Below are 25,423 nucleotides of genomic sequence, written 5' to 3' on the forward strand. Positions count from 1 at the left end.
AAAGAGGAACCTTTAATTTAAAATATTAAGGAGCTAATTGTACTACAGCTTATTAATTAGCCTATTAATTTCGTTGATTCTAACTAAAAGGACCGTCATGTTGATGAGTTTATTTGGAGATTGTTATAGTCTTGCCTGTTTCAACATTTTCATTGCGCAATCTTCCCATCTTTTCTTTAATTTGCTTTGTAATATCTGATGTACCAGTATTTAAGGTCGCGACAGAAGAGTGAGTAGGAGGAGCTTGTAATTTACCATTAACCTTTTCTTGAGCTAGATTCTTTTCCTCAAATTGTACTGTTTCATCATTCTCTGCATTTCTAGTTTGCTCTTCTCGTTGACGAGCTTCTGCCAATTCACATTCGCTAGCCATTTCTAAATTAACTTCCTGTTTTTCTCTTAAGCCTAAGCCGTCGACTTTGCATTCTCTTTTTTGCACAACTTTCGCTGCGGGGATAACCACTGATTGCACGCTTTTATTGAAGGCGGAACCGCAGTTTTCCTCAAGGCCTGAGTCCAATCCATGCAATTGATCGAGCTGAGCTTTCATATCCTTTTCTAGTTGCAGATACTCAGGGGGGGTAAATAGTAGGTCGACGTCAGCGGAAATATTTTTTTCAACAATGGTGGGCACATCAAAATGAACGTCAATAAACTCCAGAGCATCCTTTTCAGCTACTTTAATATGATGATTGTCACATATTTTTAGTAAATTTTTAGCGCCGTTTATTAATTTATTAAGAACAGATACTTCCCCTTTTATTTTTTGAACTTCTTCCTCATTTTTCTTAGCTCTACCACGAATCTCAGCATGTTTTTCTTCCAATGCTTTTAAATCCTTCTTATATTTTTCCCTTGCTTTAATTAACTGATTTTGTAGAGGCAACACTTTTCTATCAAGATCTCTTAAAATTTTAAAATCAGCATGCAAAATGATGCCTTTTGCTCGTTCATCATCAGGGCCTTTAATATATATTTCTTTTGAGCGCGAAGATTTGGCTTTGTAATTATCAAGTATCTTTTCAGCGGCTTTATGACCATTCAAAAAATTAACCGCATCTTGTGTCATTTTGTCAATTTCCTTAGTTGAAACGACCATGTGCTGACTTTCCAGTGCTTTTATGATCGCTGGCTTAATATCAGCCGCTTTAACGGGTGCTTTATTATAGGCTAAAAGTTCGGGAGGCAGTTCATAATCAGGCTTTCCAAGCTTGCTTTTCATGACCCCATGAAGGATCACAAAGAAATTTTTTTCTTTTCGATCTTCAGATGATGGATTCGTTGTGGCATTTAGTAATCTTTGTGTAACTACATTCCTTATATTTCTTTTTAAGGCAGCCTTATTTTCCTCTTCATCTTCTTCAGAATTGGCCGAAATAGATAACCTTTGCATAACAGTTGAAATAAACTCTCCAATACGGGGAATTCTTCTCTCGGAAATTTCTTCATTATCGTTCACTGCAAGAGCTATTCGTTTTACACGAGAAGTCATGCTTTCGAGAAAAGCCTCCGGCGTTAAATTTTTATCTTTTCTAGCTAAAATTATTTCGCGCTGAATACCCTCAACAAAAGGTTTCCATTTTTTAGCATTTCTTTCTGGTTCATTCTCATAGATAAAATCATCATATATGTCAAGATCATAGAGGTGATAGCGCAGAAATTGATTTAAATCCATACCCTCTATTTTTATATCTGTATTTGGTACATCTTCTCCATTATCATTTTTACGAGTCGGAGGCTCTCTTGCCGCTTGGAATAATGAATCAATTAAAGTACCCTTACCGCTTGGAGTAATAAACTCCTCATATCTTTCCTCAACTGCTTCAAAAACCTGGTCGATATAATCATCAAGTTTTTCACTAATTTGTTGGGTGGTCAGTCTTTTGACTGAGTGTTGTTTGTAAAGCTGCTGCATCAAATAAATACAAGCTTCTCCCAAATTATCATGTAATATCCCATCCACTCGAAGACCGCTGTCTTCTTCATAGTCTCCTGTTCCAGAGCACATTGAGCGAAGCTGATCATTTAGCATGTCCTGATGCTTTTTCCGTTGATTTAATTCATCTTTAGCCGATTCAGGAAATTGAACAGCTATCTGTTCTTTTGCTTCTTTAACAAGTCTAGCAATTTTAATTTCCAAATCTTTAATTTTTCCTTTTATGGCAATGGGTTGATCGTCCGCCTCTTTTTCTGGCCCATACTCTATTTCACCTTTATATTCTTGCCGCAGCGCAGCTTTAGCAGCCTTAACATCGGCAATTTCTTTACGAATCTCTTTTCTTTTAATCATTGCTTTTTTGTAAGCATCCATAGTTTCTTTGGCAATTAGGGATAGCTGAGAATGATTTCCAGCCAAAATACGTTCTTTTAATCTAGATGAAATAAAAATATTCGTGCTAGTTAATTGTGGCTCTTTCTTAGTTTGGCCTATTGCACTTTGTTGTTCGACAGGTTGTTTAGTGGTTTGCTTTGTTGGTACTTGTACTGAAATTGTAACCCCTGTTTTTTGATGTGTAATGCCTTTTTTATCCGTAATGGTTTGATTTGTTGGCTTTATCCTGACTTGGATCTCTTGCTTATCAATACCATCAAATCCCCAGGTTGCTAATTCAAATATAGGGGTTTCTTTTGAGACATTTGGAGCATTTGCATACTGAATTGTCAGTGAGGGCTCTAATTGTGTTGGTGTGCATATACCGTTGAGAGCGGTTGCTAATTCTTCAACGTTTCCACCTTCAACTTGATATCGATACGCGGCAAAATTTAATTTATTTAACAGTTTTCCTTCTAATGACTTAACTTTGGGGCCTACAATGGGTAATAAACCTTCTGCACTATCGGAACGAATATCATACAAGCTCCAACCTTCTACAACCGAATTCTTAAAGGCATTTGCTTCAGCTTGGTTTATTATAATAACCTGAGGGCTTTTTGATTCTCTGGCCAGAAAATACCGTATGGGCGGAATTAAGTGGGCTCCCTTGCCCTTATAACTGGGACTACATCTAATAGAATCTTCCTCTTTAAACAATTGAGTCATGTGTAGTGTTTTACTAGCTAGTGAAAGAGTTTGGGTTTTCTCGCTCGTCAAAAGGAAATCCACAGAGGCTGGTTCTACTGTAATGTTTGGTTTTTTAATTCTAACTTCAACAACCACTTCTTCATTTTTAACATCAGAAAATGCATATGTTTGAGTTTGACTTTGGCTTTGACTTTCTGATTGACTGTGTGATTGGTTTTCAGTCTCAGATTGTGCTTCTGATAGCGAGTTTCCTTCTTGTGGAATAGTAAATTCCGGAGAAATTTGCGCTGCTCGTCTTTCTATTACTTCTCTTTCCATAGCAAAATAAGGCTCTTTATCTTTTTCTGATAGGGCGTTCAGCTCTAACTTTATTCTAGCTTTATTTACGGAGGTAAAAATATTTGCCATTCTGGCTTTAAATCGAGTGTCCAAATCCTGTATAAATACTTCTTTTTTAATTTTTCCGTAACATCCCCCATATTTTGTCTGCAAATTGGGTGAACTACCGGAAATAAATTTTGATATTTCATTTAATTCACTAATGCAATCCTTGAAAATGTTAATTTGCTCTGGAGTAAGATTGGAGCCTGTCATAAAATTTGTTATGTTTGCTTGTTGTTGTAGAATAGCGTTTTTAACAATAGCATCTAATTCAGTTGTCAATATCGCAACCTTGTTTAAATCATTCTTTAATTCTTTTTGTCTTAACCAAAAGGCAATATCATTACCAGTTAGTGTATGTGTTTTGGGGAGCTTTAAATCCTCCAGTATTTTATTCCTAACTATATCAGGCACAGCGATAGAAAATGATTGTTTTAAATTTCTATCAATAATTTTTCTCATTCGCATAATGGCTTGTTTATAATCATTATTATCAAGTGTTAAACTTGCGGTAAGAATGGCCTTGGCCCCATCCATTTGTTTGATATCTGCACCTCGAGAATGGCTTTGGTCATAGTACGTAAAAAATTTGCCTTCAAGGTCGGATTTCGCCACCAGTTCGGGTGTTAAATCTTTTATCGTTTCTTTACTGTGAGCATCTAAAATTAGCACCTTTTTCATATTGGTGATATCATCATAGAAGATAACCCCTTCAAGGTTATTTAGTTTTGGATTGATACTTTTTCGTAATTGCAGTGCAATTTCCTTAGCTACCTCGCGATTGGATACTTTACACAATCCTCCAACGTCAATAAGAGCTCTAGTACTGTCTTCGAACATTTCAGCAAATTGAGCAATCATTGCTGCGCTATAATTTTCATCTACTTCTGATAAACTGGCTGAATTAACAATATGAGTGCCTTGATTTTCTGAACGGGCCATAATACCCAAAGTCATATTTCCATCAGCCGCCGGATCAAGCATATTTTCTTTAAAATGTGAAGAGGTATCCCCGGCCGTTCCCGAAAAACCGATGACCACATCTTGGGGAGTTCCTTGTTCGTAACGATTACTATTAGCTTTTCCTGCGTCAAATTTAATCTGATCTTGAATAATAGTACGTGCTAACATTCTTCTGAACGCAGGCATTCGTGCTATCTCTGTAAAGTAAGCCTCTCTTTTTTCATTTCGAGAAACTGTTTCCGGCGTTTCAGCAACTTTTTTTATAATTTCTAAAGCGTCAGCAAACTCTGGTTCAATATGTTGTTCTGTCGGATCTAAATAGGGTCTTTCACCAGAACCACTTCTAAATGATTCTATTAAAAATTCAAAATGAGGTACTGCACAGATTTCAGTATTGGGATCAAGATAATATAGGAAGGTTGTAATCGCAGTTACTTCTGGATTGTCAAATCTCGAGCCCTGTGGTTTGGGTTGATTGGCAGATGAATAGGGTACAGTAATCAGTAAAGGATTTTTTGCTTGTGTTTCAGTCGCTGTTCTCAGTGCTTCAAAATCGTATTTTTTCTTACCGTCACTACCATTTTGGAACCAAACTCCAAAATCTTTTCCAGCCTCTTTCTCGGTAAAAAGCGTGAGTATACCTTTGGGATCCGTTAAAATAGCACGCATTAAATATACTAATGTACTATTTGTTGGAGTCACAGAGCTGGGTTCTCGTTCTTCTAAGGAGAGAATGTAATTGGAGATACTGGCTCTGTCTTCCCCGTGGACATTGAATTTATCCAGTAATAACTTAGCTAAATTAGCCGGTGATTTATCTTTGGCAGCCAGAATAGTTTGAGTGATAACTTCTAATGGATAAATTTCTTTAGGATCCAGAGGTAGTTTATTACCTGAAGTATAATTAACCTCCGTTGTTGCACTATCCTGAGTTGCATCTAATTCGTCAAAGACAGATATCGTTGTTATTGAACGAATTTCATTTAATACTGAAATACATTCTATTAGTTCTTTGTTTTGCAAAGCTTCTGTTGCTGTTGGTTTTTCTGAAATCCTAAGAAGCATGTCTAAAAAGATTTTAGCTTGACACTCCATTGAATTGCGTACACTAGGCGATTGGACCAAAACTTCTCTATTGGCGATGATTTTCTTATATATTGCTAGTCGTTTCTTTAAATCTTCTTTTGCACTTTGAAGAGATTGAAGACGTGAACTCTCTAATCCCATGTCAGCTTTAGGATCTGAGGCAATACTATACCGTTGAAAATCATCTTTTACTGCACGTTTACCTATCACATTGGTTAGGGTAACCGACATGTCAGCGGTATTGGTTTCCAAAGCAGATTTTGGAACAATGAAGCGTACTAGTTTATCGCCTCCTGTTTTATAGAGTGCAACTAAAGGTAATAATGTCGTTTTACCAAAGCCCATTCTTGCCTGGGCAGAATCAATTTTATCGGGATTCGTTTCCTCGTCTAATAATAATCCGCGGAACACATTCACTTGACGAGTATTACAACGGTGATTGAATTCAGATTCAAATAATAAGAATGCTCGTTGCATTTTTTGCTCTTGTTCTTCCTTAAACACTTCCTCTGGAGTAGAGTTTTTATCTAATTTTGATGCTGATAGGAGTAGTTTATCTAAGGGATAATTTCTTTTAATGTATAGCATTGAAATAGCTTTACTATCCTGTCCCATTTCAAAGGTATTTTGCACATCATTCAAATGATCCAATTCAGTCTTATAGTACAGCATTCGCGTCATGGCATTATTTAAAGCAATTTGCACTTTAACATGTTCTTCCGGAGGAAAATTGCTAAGGATTTCCCGGTAATCATTTAACAAATAAGCCGCATGCAAATCTGCCATTGTGATCTCGTCAGAAGCTTGGGTCAAAAGTGAATCAATTTTGTTTTTGGCTCCAAGAAATTCAAGGTTGTAATGCTTCTGAGCGTCGGTTATTTTTAGGCGCAACTCCTCCTTGTGACCAGCTGCAAAAGTGTATGCACCCCCATTTACTGCGGTTTGATATAAAAAGGTCTCCAAGCGATCAGAAACCGTTTTTATTGCTCCTCTGTCAAAACCTTTCTCAGCAAGAAAGGCCCCAACATCTGGATGGGAAAAGAACTCAATAGGATGTTTAGCAATTTGAAATTTTCCCTCCATATCTGCAACATTTTTTATCCATTGCTTTTCTTTCATTAGTGTTAGGAGATCTTCGATATTGGCTTTAGTTAAACCTTCAATGCCAAGATGCTTGGAGGTAATACTAAATAAGTGTTCTAATGTTTTATTATTAAATAACCCAAAATTTTCATAGTAGTACCCATCTTCCTGTGCCTGTATGGATTCTTCAAAACCTTCGAGTTTTTTTAATCGAGTAGCAAGTTCCATTTGCTCTTTATCAATAAGAGAAAGAGGATTCTCATAGATTCGGAATTCAATCTGAGTATGTCCATCAAAATTTTCTATTGGCATATTATTAGTTTTGGTATTGATGCTGAGAGGTTGTTTGATAATTTCCGGCAATTGTTTTATTGGCTTAGAAAAGAACTTAATAACCTCATCGTCTTTTACAAATTCTGATTCTATTGCTCGCCATAACTCTGAAAATTGCTGAACGGGTATAGACTCGTGAGCTTTCTGTACAGCACTTACGGATTCTTTGAACGCATTAATTGCATGCATGTACGCTTTTCTATTCCACCCAGAAGATTTTCCTGTGGCAGCCGCGGTTCTTTCTAATAAATGATGTGTTATCTCAATACCAAGCAATGTTACGCGTGCTAGATGCTCTTCCGTGGTAGTAGGGTTTACATATTGAGCCTGAAGATTGTATAACTCTTCTAATTCAACTGTTTTTAATGGTGAAGTGGGGACATTTGCACTCAACATTTGGATTAAAATCTGCGTTTTTCCTTCGATTAGTCCAATGTGTAAGATACTATGAAAATCCTTGGCTTTTAAAGTTTCTTCTTTGATTTGATAGACGCGTAAATAATCGGTCGTTGCGTAAGCTCTCCTTAGTTCATTCTGCACTTTAAAAAATGCGGCTTTGGTTTGGTCATATTTTGAAGCTACTTGTTCCCTATCTTTACCCCCATCTTTAAATGCAGCGTAAGCACCTAGCATCTCTGTTCTTAATTGAGCATATCTTTCTTCCAATTCTTTAATTTTCGGCGAATCACCTACAAATAAAAATATTTCTGCATCCTTTATTTCTCTAATTCTAGATACACAAGCTTTGATAGAGTTTTTAATTTTTGCTTTAGACTGTTTACTTACGAGATTGGATTGAGTAATGGCAGCTAAATCCGATGTCAGCGAAACAATTTTTTTCTCTAATTTAGCAACCTCTGCAGCCTCTGCAGGACTTAATACCTTTTGCAAAATTGCGTTTCCTTCCTTGGTTACTTCAAAATGCTTACGGGAGGAATGGTCTGTTTTACTGTCTGCAATAAAATAATGTGGTGAAGTTTCATCTTTGATTATAAATTTAAAGATTGACGGTACGTATACTGTGTTCTTATCAACGGCAATCATTTCTTTAGAAGGGAAGATTTTTGAAAGATCCTTAATAAGGTCTAACTCCTTATTCAGAACTATTGAAATAAACATGTTATTTTTATCTAATAACTTTCCACTCCAAATTTCATTCTCTTTGCTTATTTTTAACACGGGTGTGAAATCAGCATTAAAAGCATGGATAGCGTTATCCTTATCGATGAAGAAGTGATCCGCATTCACTCTCCTTCGAAGTGATATTGGCAGCACCTCTTCTATTTTTTCAGGTGGAATATACTGTAGAGTAATATCTTTACCATCTATAGTTTTTAGTTCTCTTTGAATAATAAGACTGCCATCTTCCTGTGGAGTTATTGAGGCTTTAATTTTTTTACCTTCAGTATATATGTATCCACCATCTTTCGGCTTAAATGGAAGGCGATGAATGGATAATATTTCTAGGGCAATGTTTGATTGAATGTGGGCTGGTATATATCCCAATTTATTAGCACCAATGTAAATTGCTCCGTGTAAGGTATCGAGGCTGTTGATACCACCTAATGAAATAAAGCCAGGCACAGGGGAGGAAGAGGGTTTTCCTTGTAAATTAACCATCATATCATTGAATTTTCTTGCTTCAGCATATTCTTTAAATTCCTTTTCAAATATCCTCGCTTTTGCAGGATCTTTTAGATCCTTAGAAAATTGAATGATGTGGTGTTGTTCTTTATTAATATTAGCCTGAACCAGGGCCATTTCCCGAATGATTTCAAAATTCTTATCAATGCCTAATAAAGTATCTTCAGGAGTTTGGTCATACATCAATTGATAAGCTAAATTTGAGTAAATTAACTTCGCATACAATTTATCAGTTTCAGTTTGTGGCGCACCCTTAGCCCGGGCACTCTCAATCTGTAATGTAATTAAATTAATTTCTTTCGCAAAGCCAAAAAGTCGCTTAAGGCCATCTTTTTGTGTCGGATCAGTATATTCTTTGATAAATGCAATGGATTGGCTTAGTATAGCTTCTCTCTGTCGACTTTCTCCTGCCCCTTTAAATGCTTTAGGATCAAGTATAGATGCACGATATAATACCTCTTCAAGAAAAATTTCATGAGAAACCATAAGATTACAGCTGTTAGCTTGTTCAGGATCTAACTGGATTAATTCGATATGTTGTAAAAGTTTTTCTTTTTCAGAATCTGTCGCATTGACAAATGCATCAACAAAAGCTCTGATAAATAGCTCGCGTCCTGCGGTGCTATTAAGTCCATCAGCGGAAAGCAGCATTTTTTTATCGTAGAACTGAATAAATTGATGCGCTAAAATTTTATCACCATTGCGCATTCCAAGTCGGTCAGCTAATTTACGTAAACCAGTAAATTCCTCGTCCTGGTCATCTTGTTTTTGTTTCCCGTAATCCGTTAAAGCTATTTGTTGTCCTGTCTGACCTTCAAGTATCCCTTCGAGGCCAATGGGAGAGTAGAGAATTGAAGAATCTACGGCCTCAATGAGAGAATTATCAACTGGTATAGAGCCCCCGGGTTCTAGTTGCGCAATTCTTTCAGACATGGTCGTGTCTTTTGGAATAGTTAATCGTTCCCAATGTTTGATAGTGGAATAAAATTTTGCATCAACTTTGGTTTTGCTTCCTGGGATGTTAGGGAGTTGAGTTAAATTAAATTTGATTAAATTCGTTAAAATCTGAGCGCGCTGAGAATTTTCTAATTTCATAAACAATGTATCAAAATTTCCATTATCATCCTTATAACGCGCTAACATGGACGTAGAAAGGTCGATTACTAGTTTTGCACCGGGTGGAAATGGAAGAATTAAAGTATTGGCAGCAACCGAATGGCAAAACTCCGTAATACGTTGCTCTTTATTTTCTAAGCCTTGATGTCCTTCTAATTTTTCAAGGTAACTACTTACTGCTTGATAATATTCATTACACTTTTCCAGCGTTAACTCTGTTGGTAGGGTGGGTGTGGGATTTTCCCGCAAGAAATCTAAAGTACTACCATCAATGACCGTATCCGTATACAAAGGAATAAACTCTATATCAGCTGGGGCATTGAATTTTGCTCCCGCAGATGGAGCATGTGTTGCCATCAAATCGATGGCGGTCAGCTGAACGGGAAGAGGAGCAGGCTCGCGCTCAGGTGTTTGTTTAGGTTTTCTGCTAAACACTGCTTTAAAGCGTTCGGCAATCGTAAGTGAAGCTTTATGCTGAGCCTTACGATATTGAACCATTTCCTCTTCGGTAATTGTCTTCCAACCCAAATTTTGGATTGAAAGCTCAACTGGGAATTCAGTTTCTTTTAACGATGCAACTTTAATATTTGCTTTTTGGTGAAGGAAATGCTGAAAAACCTTTTTTATTGCAATTTCTGAATCTGATTTTCTTTGTAGATTATATAATTTTTCTTTGTCTTCATGCTTCAGCCAAATAGCAAACATTCCTTTCATCCACTCTGTTTTTACAGTAGATGAAATAGGTTTCTGAGTGATCATTTTTGCTTGCTCTTCAATACTGGCATAAATACTATTTCCACTACTCATTGTATCTAGTGAACTGGGTCCATATATATCGGTACTAAGAAGAACTCTACGCTCTATTTCTCCAGTAATTTTCCCTTTAAGTTGTTGGTTTAAACTTTGAATTTCTTGAAATACGGAACCTTTCAAGAAGGTATTTTTTCCTTGTTTATAAAACTCCTCTCTTTTTTCAGGAGTTTGCGAATACAACTCTCGGTTTTTTTGCTTTTCGGTTCCTATATTTCCCATCGCAAGTTCATCGAGAATACGATAATCTGGATTTGCCCTTAGATAATTACTAATAATTTTTTCTCGAAAAACCTTTAGTCCTTGAAGTCGGTGATTAGATTGTTGCTCAACATCATCCTCCTCGAATTCTCTAACACGTGATATAAGCTGTTTACGAACCTCTTCAAGTTCATTCATTGCCTCTTTAAAAGCACGGGAGACAGCGTTCATTGTGTTTAATTTAGGGTCATTATCTTTCAGTTTCGCCAAGATTAATTCAGCTCTGGTTTTTTCAGCATTATTTCCACGAAGATTAAGCAACTTATTGGACACAGATATTTTCAAAGCATTTAGTTCATCCATTTCTTGCATTAAGAATTGGACTCTAGCGTCTAAATTTTGTAATTTTATTGATTTATTTCCTTCACCAATCAATGTTTTTTCACTGAAGATTTCTTCATTCAGGTGATCAATATTTTCTTGGCATTGTGCCATTAATATTTTTACTTTTTCTTGACCTTGCTCTAACCGACTTAGGGTAGTATTTATATTTAAGTCTGCCTTTTCTATATTGGTCGTTAATTTTTCTATAAATGCTTGACGTTGCGCTGGGTATACTTCTTTAATGTATCTTTTTTCAATTTCTGGTTTTGAATTACGCAAAGCATCAAGTAATCCCATGACTTTAGGATTAGTTAAGGCCTCTTTATTCGCTATAACTAAGCGAAAAAAAGTTGCTTTATCAATTTCTTTACGTGTTCTGCCTATATTTATTTCAATCTTAGTGTCTTCATTTCTGGAAAAACCTGTAACAAAAGAAACAATATTCGCATTCTCTAAATCTTTTAATGTTACATTTCCTGAAGCTCTCCAATAGCTGGCATGTTCTAACCGTTGATTAGGCGAATGTATATGTCGCTCATTTACACTTAGTTTTTGAATTTGGTGATTTAATATCTGCAGACTTGCTTTCCAAGCTAATGCAGCTGCATGTTCTGATACTCTATTTAATGCCGTGAAGAGAAGTTTTCCTTCATCATCCTCTTTGAAAGGAAATACATTACCCTCCCAGGAAAAAGAGTCATCCCTATATACTTCAGGAATAAAATATTCTTGAATCTCTTCGTCTCTGCCCGCACTTTTTAAATAAAAATAAAGTTCTTTGGCATGATTTGCAATTTTTTGTTCAATGCGCCTTATTGCAAGATTTTTGTCATTGTTCTCAGGCGCTTTTGCCAACTGTTCCTTAAGATCTATCAAGGAAGTGAAATAATTTTGATAATATTGGTTTGAGGGTGGTTCATTTATTTCAGTTAAACGCATAGAAGCTTCATGCAATTCTGCAGGAGAAAGATATTCGGGCTCCAGCCCTTTAAGTATAGGGATATATTCGGCATCCACAAATGCCTGTTCCCCTTTTTTATCACCGCAAATGTCGGAAAGCAAGGCCTGTCGTTGTTCGAGTAGCATTGCTAATCGCACTTTCTTATAAGTTGATTTTCCTAATTCATACAATTCATTGGATTGTGTTTTTTTAGCATAACAATTCCCCGTGTTTTGCGGGCGTTGCAATAGTTCTTCGAACTGAGGAGGGGCGTCTTCCGATGCTAAATAGCTAAATCTTTCAATATACCGTTGGTAGACATAAGCTTGATCATTTAAAGCAAAAGCTTTTCTGAGCCTACCCATAATGCTGTCACCCATTTGGTTTCGCTCTTCCATTGAAGTATGTCTAACATTTTCTTCAATATGGGTTTGTGCCCAACCTGCATAGCTTTTTGAATGGATTAAATCAGTTAAATAGGCTAATCCCTCAGCAGAATTAAGACGCTCTTCGGATACTTTGAATGATAAAGCATTTTTCCGCATTCCACTGTTACCTATGCGGGAAAGTTTAAGTAAACCGGCTAGTGAACCTTTATTAGTCGTATTTTCTAAAGCACCAGAAGAATCATAAGTTGAAAGCTTAAATTGGTTACCTTCTCGCTTTATAACAAGTTGCATGGCGTGACCTTCTAGTCCTGTTTCAAGATATAAAGCTTCACCATTTTTCAGCTCCAGACAGCCTCTTTGTAAAGCCTTGCCGGCCAAATCGAGTTTTGTCTGGTATTTCTTTTGTCCTTTTAGAAATTCTGCTGGGCCTAATTTTCGATAATCGTCTTTGCCGGGTATTTTTTCATATCCACCCCACTCCTCACAGACGTGCTGCATAATATTAATTAAATTTTCAGAGCGTTTTTGATTTTTATGATAGGTAGCAATTTGATCTCTTTCTTCTTTTGTAAATTTTAAACCGTAATCTTCAAAAGCATGAGGTAAATCAACGAGTTTACCCATCAAATTTCTTTCAAATGATGTAACCATTTCAGGCTCGCCACCAATGCCAAAGGCATGATCACCGTCTTTTACTTTAAAAGGGGATGTTCCGCCTGGATTTACGGATCGGACTGCACGCAATATGCTGTTCTTTTCAACATTGGTATCATCTAAGGTAACTAAAGAACCAATAACGGAACCTATAGAACTAAGTTGATCCGTCTGGGTTCCAGAGACAACTTGAGAAGCAAGGGCCATTCCAAAACGAGTCATAATAGCCGATTTAATTTGTTCAGGAGTTCTTGCGGTTTGTTCCCCAATAACGGTTAGAGCGGTTTTTGCAGAAATTTCATCTGCTCCACTTTGTGCAAAAACTTTTAGACGATCATTTTCCGCTTCTGTGATTTTTAATTCATAGGGTTTATCAGGAATTCTAGATTTTCTATATAGCTGTTTCAATCCTTTTCCAAGTGGTTTGGTAACAGGTCTTAAATATTCAGCAGGGATGGTTACAATAGAACCTACAGCTCCCAAAGGAAGACTAAAAATTAAAGTCACCGCATTGAGCGCAATCCAAGAGCCCAAACGCTGATCTTTACCTCGTTTGGGTGTGATAGTCTTCCAAACTGCCCCTACAGCTTTAGCGTATCCTTTAAATGGTGACAAAATTGTCCATTTAACTAGTGAAGCTACACTTGTCACTGCCACCTTCGCTGTGGTTTTAAGGCCATTCAGCATTTGGGACAATAGATTTTTCTTCGTTATTGGGGTTGCTTCTGGTGATTTAAGGACTGAATGATTACTAATTGCTAAGTTAGCTTTATGAACATTCTTAATAATTTTTTTCCAAATACTTACATCCCATTGAAGATTTTTATGCTGTTTTAGCCATTCTGCAGGTTTTTGAGAATTAAATTCTCGTTTGTTGTTGGCTTCATCTATTGCTTGTTGAATTGCTGTAAGCTGTTCATCTTTAAGACTTTTGAGTTTTTGTTCTAAGATAAACAATTCATCATCCGTTGCACGCGCAAGCACTAACTGTCTGATTTCGTTATTTTTTAAAGCAAACAGTGCTTCTTTGGTCAGATGTTCATAAGTTTTTTGCAAATATTCAGTAATTGTAGCGGTTTTTGCGAGCTCGCTTGCGAGAATTGGTTGTTTTCCCTCAGCAAAAATTTGCTTTTTATGCTCTGTTAAAAATTGTTTTATTTGTTTGCGTCTTGATAAATTTTTAATCTGAGGTAGAACTTCCGCATGCAAAATTTTAACATCACTTATTCCAAGTGTTGCGATATATGTTTTTAGCTGCTTAGTGTCGAAGTGGGAGAATAGAGTGGCAACTTCACCAGCATATCTAGTCATATGCTACCTTACTATCTATTTTCACAATTTGTTCTCCAAATGAATTTCAATCCGCAACAGTGAGGTTTAGTTAGAAAGATTATTGTTTCTTTTATTTTATTGTAGACCAGATAGTATTAATTTATGTCATTTGCAATTAATATTGAGCTATGTGATTTAACTTATATCTTTTGGTGTTATTTAAAGTCCAATAAGCGTTGTTTTTAACAGTTTCTGGTGAAATGAAATGCCGCGCTAAAATGTCTAAATAAATGGAGGGCCTTTATAAGGGATGGAGAATAAAATAGGTCATAAAATGGGCGGCTTTAAGAATTAAAGAGTATATTATTGTCTCTTAATATTTGGTCCAGGATACATTATTGCGTTATGTTGATTAGGTCCTGATCCCTTTATAGATGCTGGGGTCTGTTCATCGTGGCAGTGAATGAAGGCCAAGCGTAGGCTAATTCTTCAGAAATTTTTGTGACCTGGAGAGATGACCTCCAGGTTTCGCGAGTGTAATTATGGGTTAACTTGAGATTTTGTTTGAGTGATAAACAGTTCAGTATGTTCTGCTTGCAAACGTGCAATATATTGTGCCCCATCCATGAAAGCCATATTTGTTCCCTCATAAGTTTTCATTGCTTCATTAATTTTTGCGGCAAGTTTGTCGATAGTCAGGTGTTTCTTTTCACCACAATTAGGATCGAAGAAAGAGAAATCATTATCTCCCGTTTTCTTAATAACCATAGAATGACCGGTGAAACTTAAAAATCCCTTACTGAAAACACAAAATTTAATATAAGTACCATTTTCAAGAGAATTTAATTTCTCAGTTAATACCTCTACATTGGCTGTTTTATCATTATTTTGAATGTTGTTGCTGGGAAAGAGTGAGAACGGATATTTATTAAAAAAATAAGCTTTCAATTTTTCAAAAAAAGTAGCAACGTGAAGGATGTGGCTAACCTTGATTTTTTTCTGATTTATTGCAAATAAACCGATTTTTTCTTGCAAAAAATTACTATTCGAGCTCTTGATTTGCTGCAATTCAATAAACCCATCCAATCTTTCTCTCAGCTTAAAAGAGGTCTTGTTTAGATCTAGAGTTTCTTCAGATTTACCGAGTAAATCTTCCATTATGACGTAATTGGAGATAAGCTCACATAACCCATCATATTTCATTACAAAATTATTTAAGGTTTTATAGAGGCTTTTATTCAACTGCACTTCAAAGCAGATTCCTTCTTGATCAAATTTTACAGTTTTTTGTTGATCAAGAGCGAACAATTTAGAAGAATGATGCAAAGCCTGTTGTAGTTGCTCATGCTCCCTCTTTGCAGCCATGAAATTTAAGAATTGCTGACGATATTTTTCTGCATTTTCCTTTAAAATAGTGACCTTGTAGTAAGAAGGCAACTCTTCCCGATTAGTAGATTGGGATAAAATTTTTTCCTTTCCAATTTCTTTTAAAACTTCTTTTCCCATACTTAAGATTCATTTTTTTACCTTGTTATTATTATAATTAGGGAAACTTAAATAAATATTAACTGCTTTCTAAGATTATTTAGCCTAAACCTGCACGATACCTGGTTTGTGTAATAGGCTGAAGGGGGAGTAATGGAGTTAATCATAATCACCTATAGTAAGGAGTACAATCGCTCAAGATAAGCCACGAGCTGATGGGCTTTTTCTAACATATTATCCTCGAAGTACCAGCAAATACATAAGGCAGCTTGAATGATACACCAGCTTAATACTCTTTCTCGGTCAAAGGCAGTGAGTTCAATCACCCAATCAAGGTTACGTGCTAATTCTTTTGTTTCAAGAGGATCTTCAAGAACGCAGAATGGATTCCTCAAAAATGCGCCTATCTCAAATTCTCTTTCACCTAGAATACCTTTAGGATCTATCGCACGCCATTCCGAATGGTGTTGTAGGATATTGTAATGGTGAAGGTCACCATGCAATAACACTTGCTCTCCCTGACTTGATAACAGCTCTTTTGTTCGACCAACAACAAAATCTCGTAAGGGCTTTTTAATCAGTCGTTGTAATGCTTCCTGAGTATTAAGTCGCGCCAAGTTTCTTAACCATTGTTCTAATGAGATAAAGCGGTGAGGTTCTGTAATTGGAGACCATAAACGTTGCATTACAGACACAGCAATCGGAATGGCTTGTTGTTCATCAATGAGATCTACCAATCGTGTTCCTGGTAACAGTCGTTCCATTATCATCCATCCTTCATCAGGATTCGCATCAATTAAACGCGCGGAGCCTTTGCCATTAAACTGTTTTAATGCGTCAATTTCCATTGAAAACTCATGATGAGGTAGGCTTACTTTTAATACCCACTCTTCACCTTGGGAACCCAAAACAGGAAGCACATAGTTAAAACTTAAATGCTCGAAGGGAGGTAATAAAGTAAGCCCATGTGTAGAGGCTAAACTGTTAAGAAACTTAGGTAGGTGATGCCACCATCGTTTTCCCGCTTCACCATGCACAGTGGCAATTGTCTTCTTAAGTTGTTTGAGGGGGCTGTTTATCGCTTCTACCATGGTTTGACCTGGAGTATTTCAACCATTTTAGCAGAAATGAAATTATTTTTAACTGCTGCTCTAGCGACTTTGTTGGCTCAGCCACAAGAGCCCGGCATTGTAAACCACATCATGAGTTCCTTCGAAAATCTTAAGTGTTACCCCATTCGAAGTTTTTTCCAGCAGCAGCTTTATTCCAGCTGCCGCATATAGGCTGTCATAATAATCGCCAGCCATTCGGTCGGGGATTTTATACTGATCGACGATTTCCGCTATTTCTACTTCAGTGAATCGATCGCCTTCATCTGCCAGAGCGTTGAAGGCACGTAGTGAATGATCCGGCGGCACGAATCTATCTTTGATGCCTGTGGCAATATACACCTGAACGCCTTTGCCCCGGGCATTTGCAAGATAGGTTTTGGGGCTTCTTTTCGCACACTCCAGCGCGGCTGGAGTTCCAGGTAGCGGTGCGCCGCCGCAGCAGCGTTCAATATCGCGTGAGTAGTCATGGGTGGCATGTCGCGTAGTCTCATACCAGGCCACGAGATCATAAACTGGCACCCAAGCCACAGCAGCTGTCCATAATTGTGGGTATCGGCCTACCATATTGAGAGTCATCATTCCGCCGCCGGAAAATCCTGCCAAATACACTCGGTTCTCGTCCACCCGCGCATTTTTTTTGGCGTATTCGAGAGCATCTAGCACATCCTGTATGGCCAGTTCAGAAGCTCCGGCGTCAGGATTGTCAAAATCACCTCTAAAATTGGGATGAATAAACACCCAATCGTTCTCAATGGCCCAGATGCCGTAGGGAATACTAAAAGGTTGGATATAATCTGCGCTCCAACTATGCAGTACCAGCAATAGCGGTTTTTTGTGGTGCGAACCGGAATCGTAGAACAGGCTCGGTTGCAGACTGCCGTCTGCCGAGGATTTGATCATAACCGACTGCACCTGAGGCGCTGCTTTTTTCCACGCCTCGGCTTTTGACATGTTAGCCAAAGGGGATTTGGCCAGTTTCATAAAGGTGGTATAACTCTCGACCAATTTTACCGATAGACCATCGCTCTCAGCTGAATTGCAGGTAAAAAATGCGCTAAAGATCCCCAGAAAGACCATTGTTGGTTTTAAATAATTGATCAAAACAGTCTCCTTTGCATGCTTCTGACTTTCTTGCGCTTGTAAATTATGACTAATACATCTTAGGGGGCGATCGGTCTGACAAGTGGAATCCGTCTGAGCACCCAGATTGCGCTAAAAGAGAGGAAAAAAATCAGCGCGGCAAAAAGCGGAATACCCAGCGCCGCATGCACTTGTAAGGGCTCAAACTGCCAGCCGAGCATACCATCCCTTAATGCCTCCAATACCATCGCATGAATTAAATAAATACCCAGCACATCGGCACTCATTTCTTGCAAAATTCGTTCCTTTCTAGTGATTCCCCCATATGTGCCAGCAGCAAGACTTTTGGTTACCAAAAACACCGTTGCAGACATTAGCAATACATTAAAACTGAAATATTCATAAAAAATCCCCTGAAATTCGCCTTGATGCTGAAGCGTCAACCTGTATGTACCCCAAGCGGTCACACCGAAGCCGATGAGAAACAGCGCGCACGCCAGTACCGTATATCGCGGTGTCAACCGCACATCTTGCAAAAGAAACCCAAGCACAAAATAACCTGACAATGCAATGGTAGACTTTGCTATTCCCGTCCAATTATTCAGATTGACTTGCCAGAGATCAATCGCTGCAAAATAGGCCACAGCTGGTGGCACAAAGCTCAGTGCAACCCATAGACCAACTATTAACCAGGTGGCACGGGTAGAAAAATGATTCAGACCGAGCCTTAAAACCGGCACCAGAACATATAACCCGAGAATCACATACAAAAACCACAAATGGTAATAGACCGGCTTAACGAAAACCCGTGGAAAAAGATTTGTCCATTCTAGCGCATGGCCGTCGGAGTAAGTCTCCCATCCCAAGTAAATACCACTCCAGATCAAAAGAGGTACGAGCACCTTGCGCAGGCGCTGGGTGAAGAACCACAGAAAGGAATCCTCGGATTTGCCGAGCACCAATGAACCACTCACCATAATAAAGACTGGCACGCACCATCGTGACAGGGAATCATAAACATTGCCGATCCACCAGGTGCTTTCGTCTAATTGATTGTAACGAACGAGAAATGGTGCGGCGCTATGAATCAGAATAACGGCAAAAATGGAAACAATACGAAGTACATCTGCCCAGATCAGCCGCTGGTAATTTTCCATCTGATCTCCTGCCTTCTTCTTAATTACTTATGCAGTAAAATACATCAACAGTTTACCCTGCTTCGTGGTCATTGTCAGAGGATTGAAATAGAAACAGCTTCGGCTGCGTATACAACATTAGTTTTCTTTCTTTACCCATTTCCCGTCATCGTTCTTTTTATATTCATTCTTAACTGCGCTCCAGGCTACCGCATGCGATGTCTCTTCTCTACTACGACCCTCTTGCCTTTCATCTGGCTCATCATATTGCTCCCAGGCACTATTATAAGCTTCTTTATAAATTTCCTGCGCATGTTTTGGTAGATTATCCTTTACGCTATCGGGTAGTTCACTAATCTTATGGTATGGCATCAGATCTCCTTTCTGTGATGTTAAATGGCAGATTTGGCAAAAGGCAATGTTGTTGGAAATCACTTGAAGAACAATTGCCTATACAAACTATAGAACAATACAAGTTAAAAGCCAAAAGCGCGTATTATTGAGCGCTAGACAAGAAGTCCAATTAAAGCAATTATTGCTTTCCCTTGTTTCAAATTTTAATCTTCAGTGAGAGCAATTAAGCGCATCCATAAAACAGTGATTTCAACGAGAAGGTTTGATAGATGCAGAAATGCCGCCATAATTATTGCATGGTGACAGAGTACCTGTTAAGTTGATTGCTTCCTTATTTAGTTTTCAATAGTAGCGCAAATGGCATGACAGGGAGATCGGGTAGTATGAAATTAAAAGCTATTGCTGTAATTCTTCTTTGCTGTGGTAATGGTTTTTCTACGGCTGGAACAATGGGAGATATAACCTCTCTTCCCACAAAATTTTATATAGGTGTTGAGGGTGGGGCATCTATTTCTTTAGATACTGATTTTCAGCCCAGACTTGATGGAGCAGAAACTTTTCGTATTCTTGCGCCAAGCAATTCTGACTGGAGTCGTGACTTGGGTATTGGTGGTTTTGGCGGTTTATTTGTTGGGTATCAATATAATCCTAATATTGCCTTCCAGTTTACCTGGGATTATCGTAGTGGTTATGATTATTACCTCCACGCCAGCTATGGTGTTGATGCTACCGATCCAAATTACTATCTTGAAGATCGTTATGAAACACTCGGAGATATTAACATTCAGACTTTTCTATTTGATCTGTTTCTGAGGCCTGCAGTAAACTGGGGTGGCTTTGTGCCCTATGTCAAAGGAGGGATTGGCCTGGCTTATGATGAAATGAGCACTTTAAGAAATGTACAGCATACATTTTCAGGCAATCCAATCACTTATGATACTCGTATTCCTGGTGATTCAGTAACTAGTTTTGCTTGGGATGCTGGGGTTGGGGCTGATTACTTTTTTAATGATAAGCTCAGTATTGGTCTTGGCTATCGCTTTGTTGATGCAGGTAAACTGCGCACAAGAAATGTCTTCTATGATGTGGTATCTAGCGATGCGGCGACTATAACACCTTTTGAAACGAATCATCTTTTCTTAAATGAGTTTGTTGCTTCTATTGCTTATCATTTTGATATCGCTTAGCTCAAATAGCAGGTTTATTATGAAGAAAAGACATTCAATAAAGGGAAACTTATTTCACACTGGCGACTGGGTCAGGTATTAAGCTTTCCTTTCTTTTATCAAAGTTTAAATTACTTATTTCCTCTGGATATTGTTTGACAAATATTCTGTTAGAAGCTTTATGAGGCGTTACTGTCTTATAGCAAAGGATTTTAGGAAGTATAAGGAAGCTATATGAATTGGTTGTTGTTACTACATATTTCAGCCATACTCTGTTGGTGTGGCACATTGCTCTATTTGTTGGCTTTTATCACCGATGCTTCTTTGGGTAAACATGAGGTCGTGTTACCCAATATAAATCTACCTCATTTTCTATTTACGCTTGTGCTTACGCCCGCCGCCTTAATTGCCATCATATCGGGAACACTATTATTCATAACGATGAAAATTATCGCGCTATGGTTAATTGTTAAGTTGACACTAGTTGCTGGTTTGGTAATTTGTCATGCTTTAGCTGGTTGGATGGTTTTAAAAATAGGGACTGTGTCGCCGGAAAAGATGAAGCTTTTTGGGATTCTCTGCGGCAATATTTCCATCCTGTTAATCATTGCGATTTTTTGGATTGTTCTGGCCAAACCTCCTATAGGTAAATTACTATGACAAGTATCTTGTATAGATTACCTCATGACTACAATTTCTCACTGAGGTATTTCCACACCAACACCATACTCATACACCAATTGTCCTCCCATTACACTGGTAAGAAAAATCAGCAAAGCAGTCAAAAAAGAAAGATAAATGCCTGCAGGGAAAATATAGGTAGCTGGATCGGGTATGCGCAGCAAATAATTAAGGGCTGCAACAGAAAGCATAGTGACTGCAAAAATTGCATGACACCAGGCAGTAACCAAACGACGAATCCGAGTAACTATAAGCAAATCAATCAACCCAATCAGACCGGAAATGACTCCTCCAATAACTCCAGTCAATACCAGCCAGTAACCTGCACGTGCCCAGAAAAAATCCTGGGTATAGATATAAGCGCTGTCAGTAGCGATCAATCCAAGTAATGCTGCAACTGGAAAATGGATTAACATAGGATGTATAGGATGACCAGCAACAGACATACGACTGATAATAGGTTCTCGAATTTTTTTAATAGCCATGATCATTTAAATAAAAAGAAAATTATGGTTAAGAGCTTAACAGGGCTTGTTCTAATAATCATCTTTTTAGGATTAAACGGGTGCTCCGGTTCTCAATCTATCGTGAATCCTGCTAGTGAAGCTGCCTTCTCTATTTCAAAGCTTTGGTGGGGAATGTTTTCATTTTTCAGTCTGGTATTTTTTGCGATTTTATTATTATGGCTTTATGCACTTAGGCCTCGTGAAAGGGCCACAGAGCAAAAACATACAAGGCTAATAAGCTTGTCTTTAATCATTGGTGGTGGGATTTTATTGCCCTCCGTTACCATTTTTATTATTTTATTTTTTGCTATACCGATTGGTAATCGCATACTGCCACACCCGGAACCCAACGCGTTACGAGTTGAGGTAATCGGGCATCAGTGGTTTTGGGAAATTCGTTATCCTGACGCAGGCATTACATTACTCAATGAATTACATTTACCAGCTAAACAACCGGTCGATGTTGTTGTTACAAGTCAGGATGTTATTCACTCATTCTGGATCCCTCGTCTAAACGGCAAAATTGATGCGATTCCGGGATATATTAATAAATTACGTCTCCAACCAATGAAAACAGGGTATATGCGTGGTCAGTGTGCAGAATTCTGTGGTAAATGGCATTCACAAATGAGCCTGGCGGTTAAGGTTTATGAGCCGGAGGGATTTAAAACCTGGATTCAGGAGGAACAAAAAAAGCAACAAATTCATTTTATTCCTCCTGCAAAAAATAACGCTGTTTTAACTAATTAATGTAGAAAAATAATGAAAGATATAAAGACTAAACATGAAAGTTTAAATGCAGTATGGGGTAATCCGCCGGGATGGAGAGCATTGACCATTGTCAACCATACAACAATTGGCATTCGTTTTATGATAACTGCTGGGGTTTTTTTTATCATAGGCGGCTTGCTGGCAATGATAATAAGAACACAGCTTGCCTTACCCGAACAGCAGCTTGTTTCGCCTGAGATTTACAATCAATTATTTACCATGCATGGTACGATGATGATGTTTTTGTTTGCTGTTCCCATGATGGAAGGAATAGCAATTTATCTCGTACCCAAAATGATAGGTGCAAGGGATCTTGTCTTTCCTCGCGTGAGTGCCCTTGGGTATTTCTGCTTTTTGTTCGGTGGGATTATTTTAACTAGTAGTCTTCTATTAAATATTGCTCCAAATACTGGCTGGTTTATATATCCCCCTTTGACCAATGCTTTTTATTCGCCCGGAATAAATACTGATTTCTGGCTTTTAGGGGTTACGTTTGTGGAAATTTCCGCAATGGTTACGGGAATTGAACTGGTTGTATCTATCATTAGAACTCGCACTTCAAAGATGGCATTGCATCAAATGCCACTCTATTGTTGGACTATTTTAGTCATGGCATTGATGATTGTGTTTGGATTTCCACCTTTAATTCTTGGAAGTATCTTGCTCGAAGTGGAGAGGGCAGTGGGCTTGCCATTTTTTGATACCCATCGCGGTGGTGATCCTATTCTCTGGCAACACTTGTTTTGGTTGTTTGGTCATCCGGAAGTTTACATCATTTTTCTTCCTGCTGCCGGCATTGTTTCAACGATTATACCTGTTTTTGCCCGACGTGCGATGGTAGGTTATCGATGGATTGTTCTTGCAGTAATTATGATGGGATTTATTAGTTTCGGCGTTTGGGTTCATCACATGTTTACTGTGGGAATACCTAAGTTAGCCCAAGCCTTTTTTTCCATGGCCAGTATGCTAGTTGCTATCCCTACCGGAATTCAATTATTTGCATGGCTAGCAACCTTGTTGACAGGACGTCCTGTATTTCATGTGCCCATGCTTTGGATCAGCGGCTTTTTAGTAACATTTGTTATTGGTGGTTTAACAGGAGTGATGCTGGCGTTGGTTCCTTTTGATTGGCAGGTACATGATACGCATTTTGTAGTTGCACATCTTCATTATGTGGTCATCGGTAGTATGTTTTTCCCTCTGGTTGCTGCACTTTATTATTGGATGCCCCATTTTTCAGGCCGAATGCCCTCTGAACGCCTTGCAAAATGGGGGTTTTGGTTAACCTTTGCTGGATTTAACATCACTTTTTTAGGAATGCACTGGACTGGTTTGCTCGGCATGCCAAGGCGTGTGTACACGTATGAAGCAGGTTTGGGTTGGAACGGGTTAAATTTAATTTCATCCATAGGTTCCTTTCTATTTGCGGCGGGTATTGCAATGGTGTTACTGGATATTATTATCCATTTTCGCTTTGGACGCCTGTCCCCTGATAATCCCTGGAAGGCTGACACGCTGGAATGGGCTACAGACATGCCTCCCACCCCTTATAACTTTATCAGTTTACCTGAGTGCTCGAGCAGACATCCTTTATGGGAGAAGCCAAATCTACAACAACATATTGCCGAGGGAAAATATGCTTTATCCGTGGCTACTCATGGACGGAGAGAAACTTTGGGAACGGAACCTGTAACAGGCAGAGTAAAGGAAGTCATTCATCTCCCGGGGAATACCTGGCTTCCTTTTATTGCTTCTGTTTTATTGGCAATTATTTGCCTAACTCTGCTTGTAAAAACCTATACTTTGGCTGGCATTGCTCTGTTAGTTTTATTGGCTGTTTTATTACGCTGGGCGTGGGAAAATGGTGCTCACCCTAAAGCCGCTCCAGATGCGAAGGTAATGCCAGGGGATCCTCCTTTACACTCGCGTACTTTCGACGGGCCTGGTTTATGGGGTATGGGAATTAGTTTACTTGCCAATGCTGCCTTATTTATGTCACTTTTGTTTGGATGGTATTATTTATGGACTGTGGCACCACAATGGCAAGCTCCTGAAACAGTTCAATTTTCCCGATCATTATTCTTCTTAGGGGGGTTGATTTTAACATTTGCCACCATTTGGTTTTATCGAGTGACTCAACGCGTACGTCACCACAACATCAGATTTCTACAAATTAATCTTTGGGGGATCAGTTTGCTTGGGCTACTCCAGACGGGAATAACTCTGGGGGTATTGTTATTTGCTAATCTTCACCCAACGCAAACCTCCCATGATGCTGTTTTAACCATTCTGTTCTTGTATCAAATCATTCATAGTGCTTTATCCGTGATAATGACAACAATATTAGCGCTGCGTGTGGCCTACGGTTATATTGGGGAGAGAGCCCTCTATGAGCCTATTGTAGTTGAACAATGGTGGCTATATACCTTGGTTACATTTTGGATAATATTTGTTTCTATAGTTTTGTTTCCTCTTTCTTTGGGAGCATAAATGAGTTTTTTTTTACATCCTGTGCAAATGTTTCTTGGATTAGCTATCTGGAGTGTATGGTTTATTTTAATGTATAGCTTGTTGTCTATTGGCTGTGAAGTGGCCCCAATTTCACTTTTAAGGCTGAACGGGATCAATTTAATACTTTTTTGTTGTACATGGATAACGCTTATTATTTTAATTTATCTTGCTTATCATGGTTGGAAAAAGTGTAAGACTTATGCGGCAAAAAATTCTGCTGTTACTGCCTTTATTTTGTGGGTTAGTTTTGGAGGATATGTCACCGCTGTGATTGCAACATTCAGTATAGGTATGATGGTATTATTTTTTCCTCCCTGTTTATAAGATAAATATGAAAAGGATA

The 25,423-nt window shown here is 38.2% G+C and carries 12 protein-coding genes; 5 read left to right on the forward strand and 7 right to left on the reverse strand.

Features of this window, described 5'->3' with window-relative positions; translation table 11 throughout:
• Positions 1 to 109: 109 nt before the first annotated feature.
• The 6 genes from clem_RS03000 to clem_RS03025 all read right to left on the reverse strand — a co-directional run bounded on the left by clem_RS03000 (position 110) and on the right by clem_RS03025 (position 19,463).
• The gene (locus clem_RS03000; protein WP_094090254.1) at positions 110 to 14,317 is read right to left on the reverse strand and encodes a DUF3638 domain-containing protein; all 14,208 of its coding nucleotides are present in this window, start codon (positions 14,315 to 14,317) and stop codon (positions 110 to 112) included.
• A gap of 501 nt (positions 14,318 to 14,818) precedes the next feature.
• Positions 14,819 to 15,784 (reverse strand): hypothetical protein, encoded by a 966-nt coding sequence (locus tag clem_RS03005; RefSeq protein ID WP_094090255.1) that lies wholly within the window; start codon positions 15,782 to 15,784, stop codon positions 14,819 to 14,821.
• 152 nt (positions 15,785 to 15,936) lie between these two features.
• Positions 15,937 to 16,854, reverse strand: coding sequence for an aminoglycoside phosphotransferase family protein (locus clem_RS03010; RefSeq protein ID WP_094090256.1), 918 nt, complete (start codon positions 16,852 to 16,854; stop codon positions 15,937 to 15,939).
• A gap of 60 nt (positions 16,855 to 16,914) precedes the next feature.
• On the reverse strand, positions 16,915 to 17,976 hold the full coding sequence (locus clem_RS03015) for an alpha/beta hydrolase family protein (RefSeq protein ID WP_094090257.1): 1,062 nt from the start codon (positions 17,974 to 17,976) through the stop codon (positions 16,915 to 16,917).
• Positions 17,977 to 18,035: 59 nt separating this feature from the next.
• Positions 18,036 to 19,112 carry an acyltransferase gene (locus clem_RS03020; protein WP_094090258.1) on the reverse strand — a complete coding sequence of 359 codons (1,077 nt, stop codon included), beginning with the start codon at positions 19,110 to 19,112 and terminating at the stop codon, positions 18,036 to 18,038.
• Positions 19,113 to 19,229: 117 nt separating this feature from the next.
• Positions 19,230 to 19,463, reverse strand: a complete 234-nt coding sequence (locus clem_RS03025) for a ChaB family protein (RefSeq protein WP_094090259.1) — start codon at positions 19,461 to 19,463, stop codon at positions 19,230 to 19,232.
• A gap of 365 nt (positions 19,464 to 19,828) precedes the next feature.
• Here clem_RS03025 and clem_RS03030 point away from each other — a divergent pair, with 365 nt between their 5' ends.
• Positions 19,829 to 20,632: an outer membrane protein gene (locus clem_RS03030; protein ID WP_094090260.1), complete on the forward strand. Its 804-nt coding sequence runs from the start codon at positions 19,829 to 19,831 to the stop codon at positions 20,630 to 20,632.
• A gap of 213 nt (positions 20,633 to 20,845) precedes the next feature.
• Positions 20,846 to 21,271: a CopD family protein gene (locus clem_RS03035; RefSeq protein ID WP_094090261.1), complete on the forward strand. Its 426-nt coding sequence runs from the start codon at positions 20,846 to 20,848 to the stop codon at positions 21,269 to 21,271.
• A gap of 38 nt (positions 21,272 to 21,309) precedes the next feature.
• Here the strand turns inward: clem_RS03035 and clem_RS03040 are convergent, their stop codons facing one another.
• Positions 21,310 to 21,777 (reverse strand): DUF2231 domain-containing protein, encoded by a 468-nt coding sequence (locus clem_RS03040; RefSeq protein ID WP_094090262.1) that lies wholly within the window; start codon positions 21,775 to 21,777, stop codon positions 21,310 to 21,312.
• 24 nt (positions 21,778 to 21,801) lie between these two features.
• On the opposite strand from clem_RS03040, the gene coxB reads away from it, so the two are divergent.
• From coxB to clem_RS03055, 3 genes are read left to right on the forward strand one after another with little or no spacing between them, the layout of a single operon-like run.
• Positions 21,802 to 22,548, forward strand: a complete 747-nt coding sequence (coxB, locus tag clem_RS03045) for a cytochrome c oxidase subunit II (protein WP_157698162.1) — start codon at positions 21,802 to 21,804, stop codon at positions 22,546 to 22,548.
• 12 nt (positions 22,549 to 22,560) lie between these two features.
• Positions 22,561 to 25,059: a cytochrome c oxidase subunit I gene (ctaD, locus tag clem_RS03050; RefSeq protein WP_094090264.1), complete on the forward strand. Its 2,499-nt coding sequence runs from the start codon at positions 22,561 to 22,563 to the stop codon at positions 25,057 to 25,059.
• Positions 25,060 to 25,404: a hypothetical protein gene (locus clem_RS03055; RefSeq protein WP_094090265.1), complete on the forward strand. Its 345-nt coding sequence runs from the start codon at positions 25,060 to 25,062 to the stop codon at positions 25,402 to 25,404.
• Positions 25,405 to 25,423 lie beyond the last annotated feature (19 nt).

Origin of the sequence: Legionella clemsonensis, assembly GCF_002240035.1 — a bacterium.
GTDB lineage: Bacteria > Pseudomonadota > Gammaproteobacteria > Legionellales > Legionellaceae > Tatlockia > Tatlockia clemsonensis.

Bases quoted from the DNA above. Each gene is read 5' to 3' on its own strand.
- ctaD (WP_094090264.1), top strand. From the start codon at position 22,561: ATGAAAGATATAAAGACTAAACATGAAAGTTTAAATGCAGTATGGGGT.
- clem_RS03040 (WP_094090262.1), bottom strand. From the start codon at position 21,777: ATGGCTATTAAAAAAATTCGAGAACCTATTATCAGTCGTATGTCTGTT.
- clem_RS03025 (WP_094090259.1), bottom strand. From the start codon at position 19,463: ATGCCATACCATAAGATTAGTGAACTACCCGATAGCGTAAAGGATAAT.
- clem_RS03055 (WP_094090265.1), top strand. From the start codon at position 25,060: ATGAGTTTTTTTTTACATCCTGTGCAAATGTTTCTTGGATTAGCTATC.
- clem_RS03010 (WP_094090256.1), bottom strand. From the start codon at position 16,854: ATGGTAGAAGCGATAAACAGCCCCCTCAAACAACTTAAGAAGACAATT.
- clem_RS03000 (WP_094090254.1), bottom strand. From the start codon at position 14,317: ATGACTAGATATGCTGGTGAAGTTGCCACTCTATTCTCCCACTTCGAC.
- coxB (WP_157698162.1), top strand. From the start codon at position 21,802: ATGGTTAAGAGCTTAACAGGGCTTGTTCTAATAATCATCTTTTTAGGA.
- clem_RS03005 (WP_094090255.1), bottom strand. From the start codon at position 15,784: ATGGGAAAAGAAGTTTTAAAAGAAATTGGAAAGGAAAAAATTTTATCC.
- clem_RS03030 (WP_094090260.1), top strand. From the start codon at position 19,829: ATGAAATTAAAAGCTATTGCTGTAATTCTTCTTTGCTGTGGTAATGGT.
- clem_RS03020 (WP_094090258.1), bottom strand. From the start codon at position 19,112: ATGGAAAATTACCAGCGGCTGATCTGGGCAGATGTACTTCGTATTGTT.
- clem_RS03035 (WP_094090261.1), top strand. From the start codon at position 20,846: ATGAATTGGTTGTTGTTACTACATATTTCAGCCATACTCTGTTGGTGT.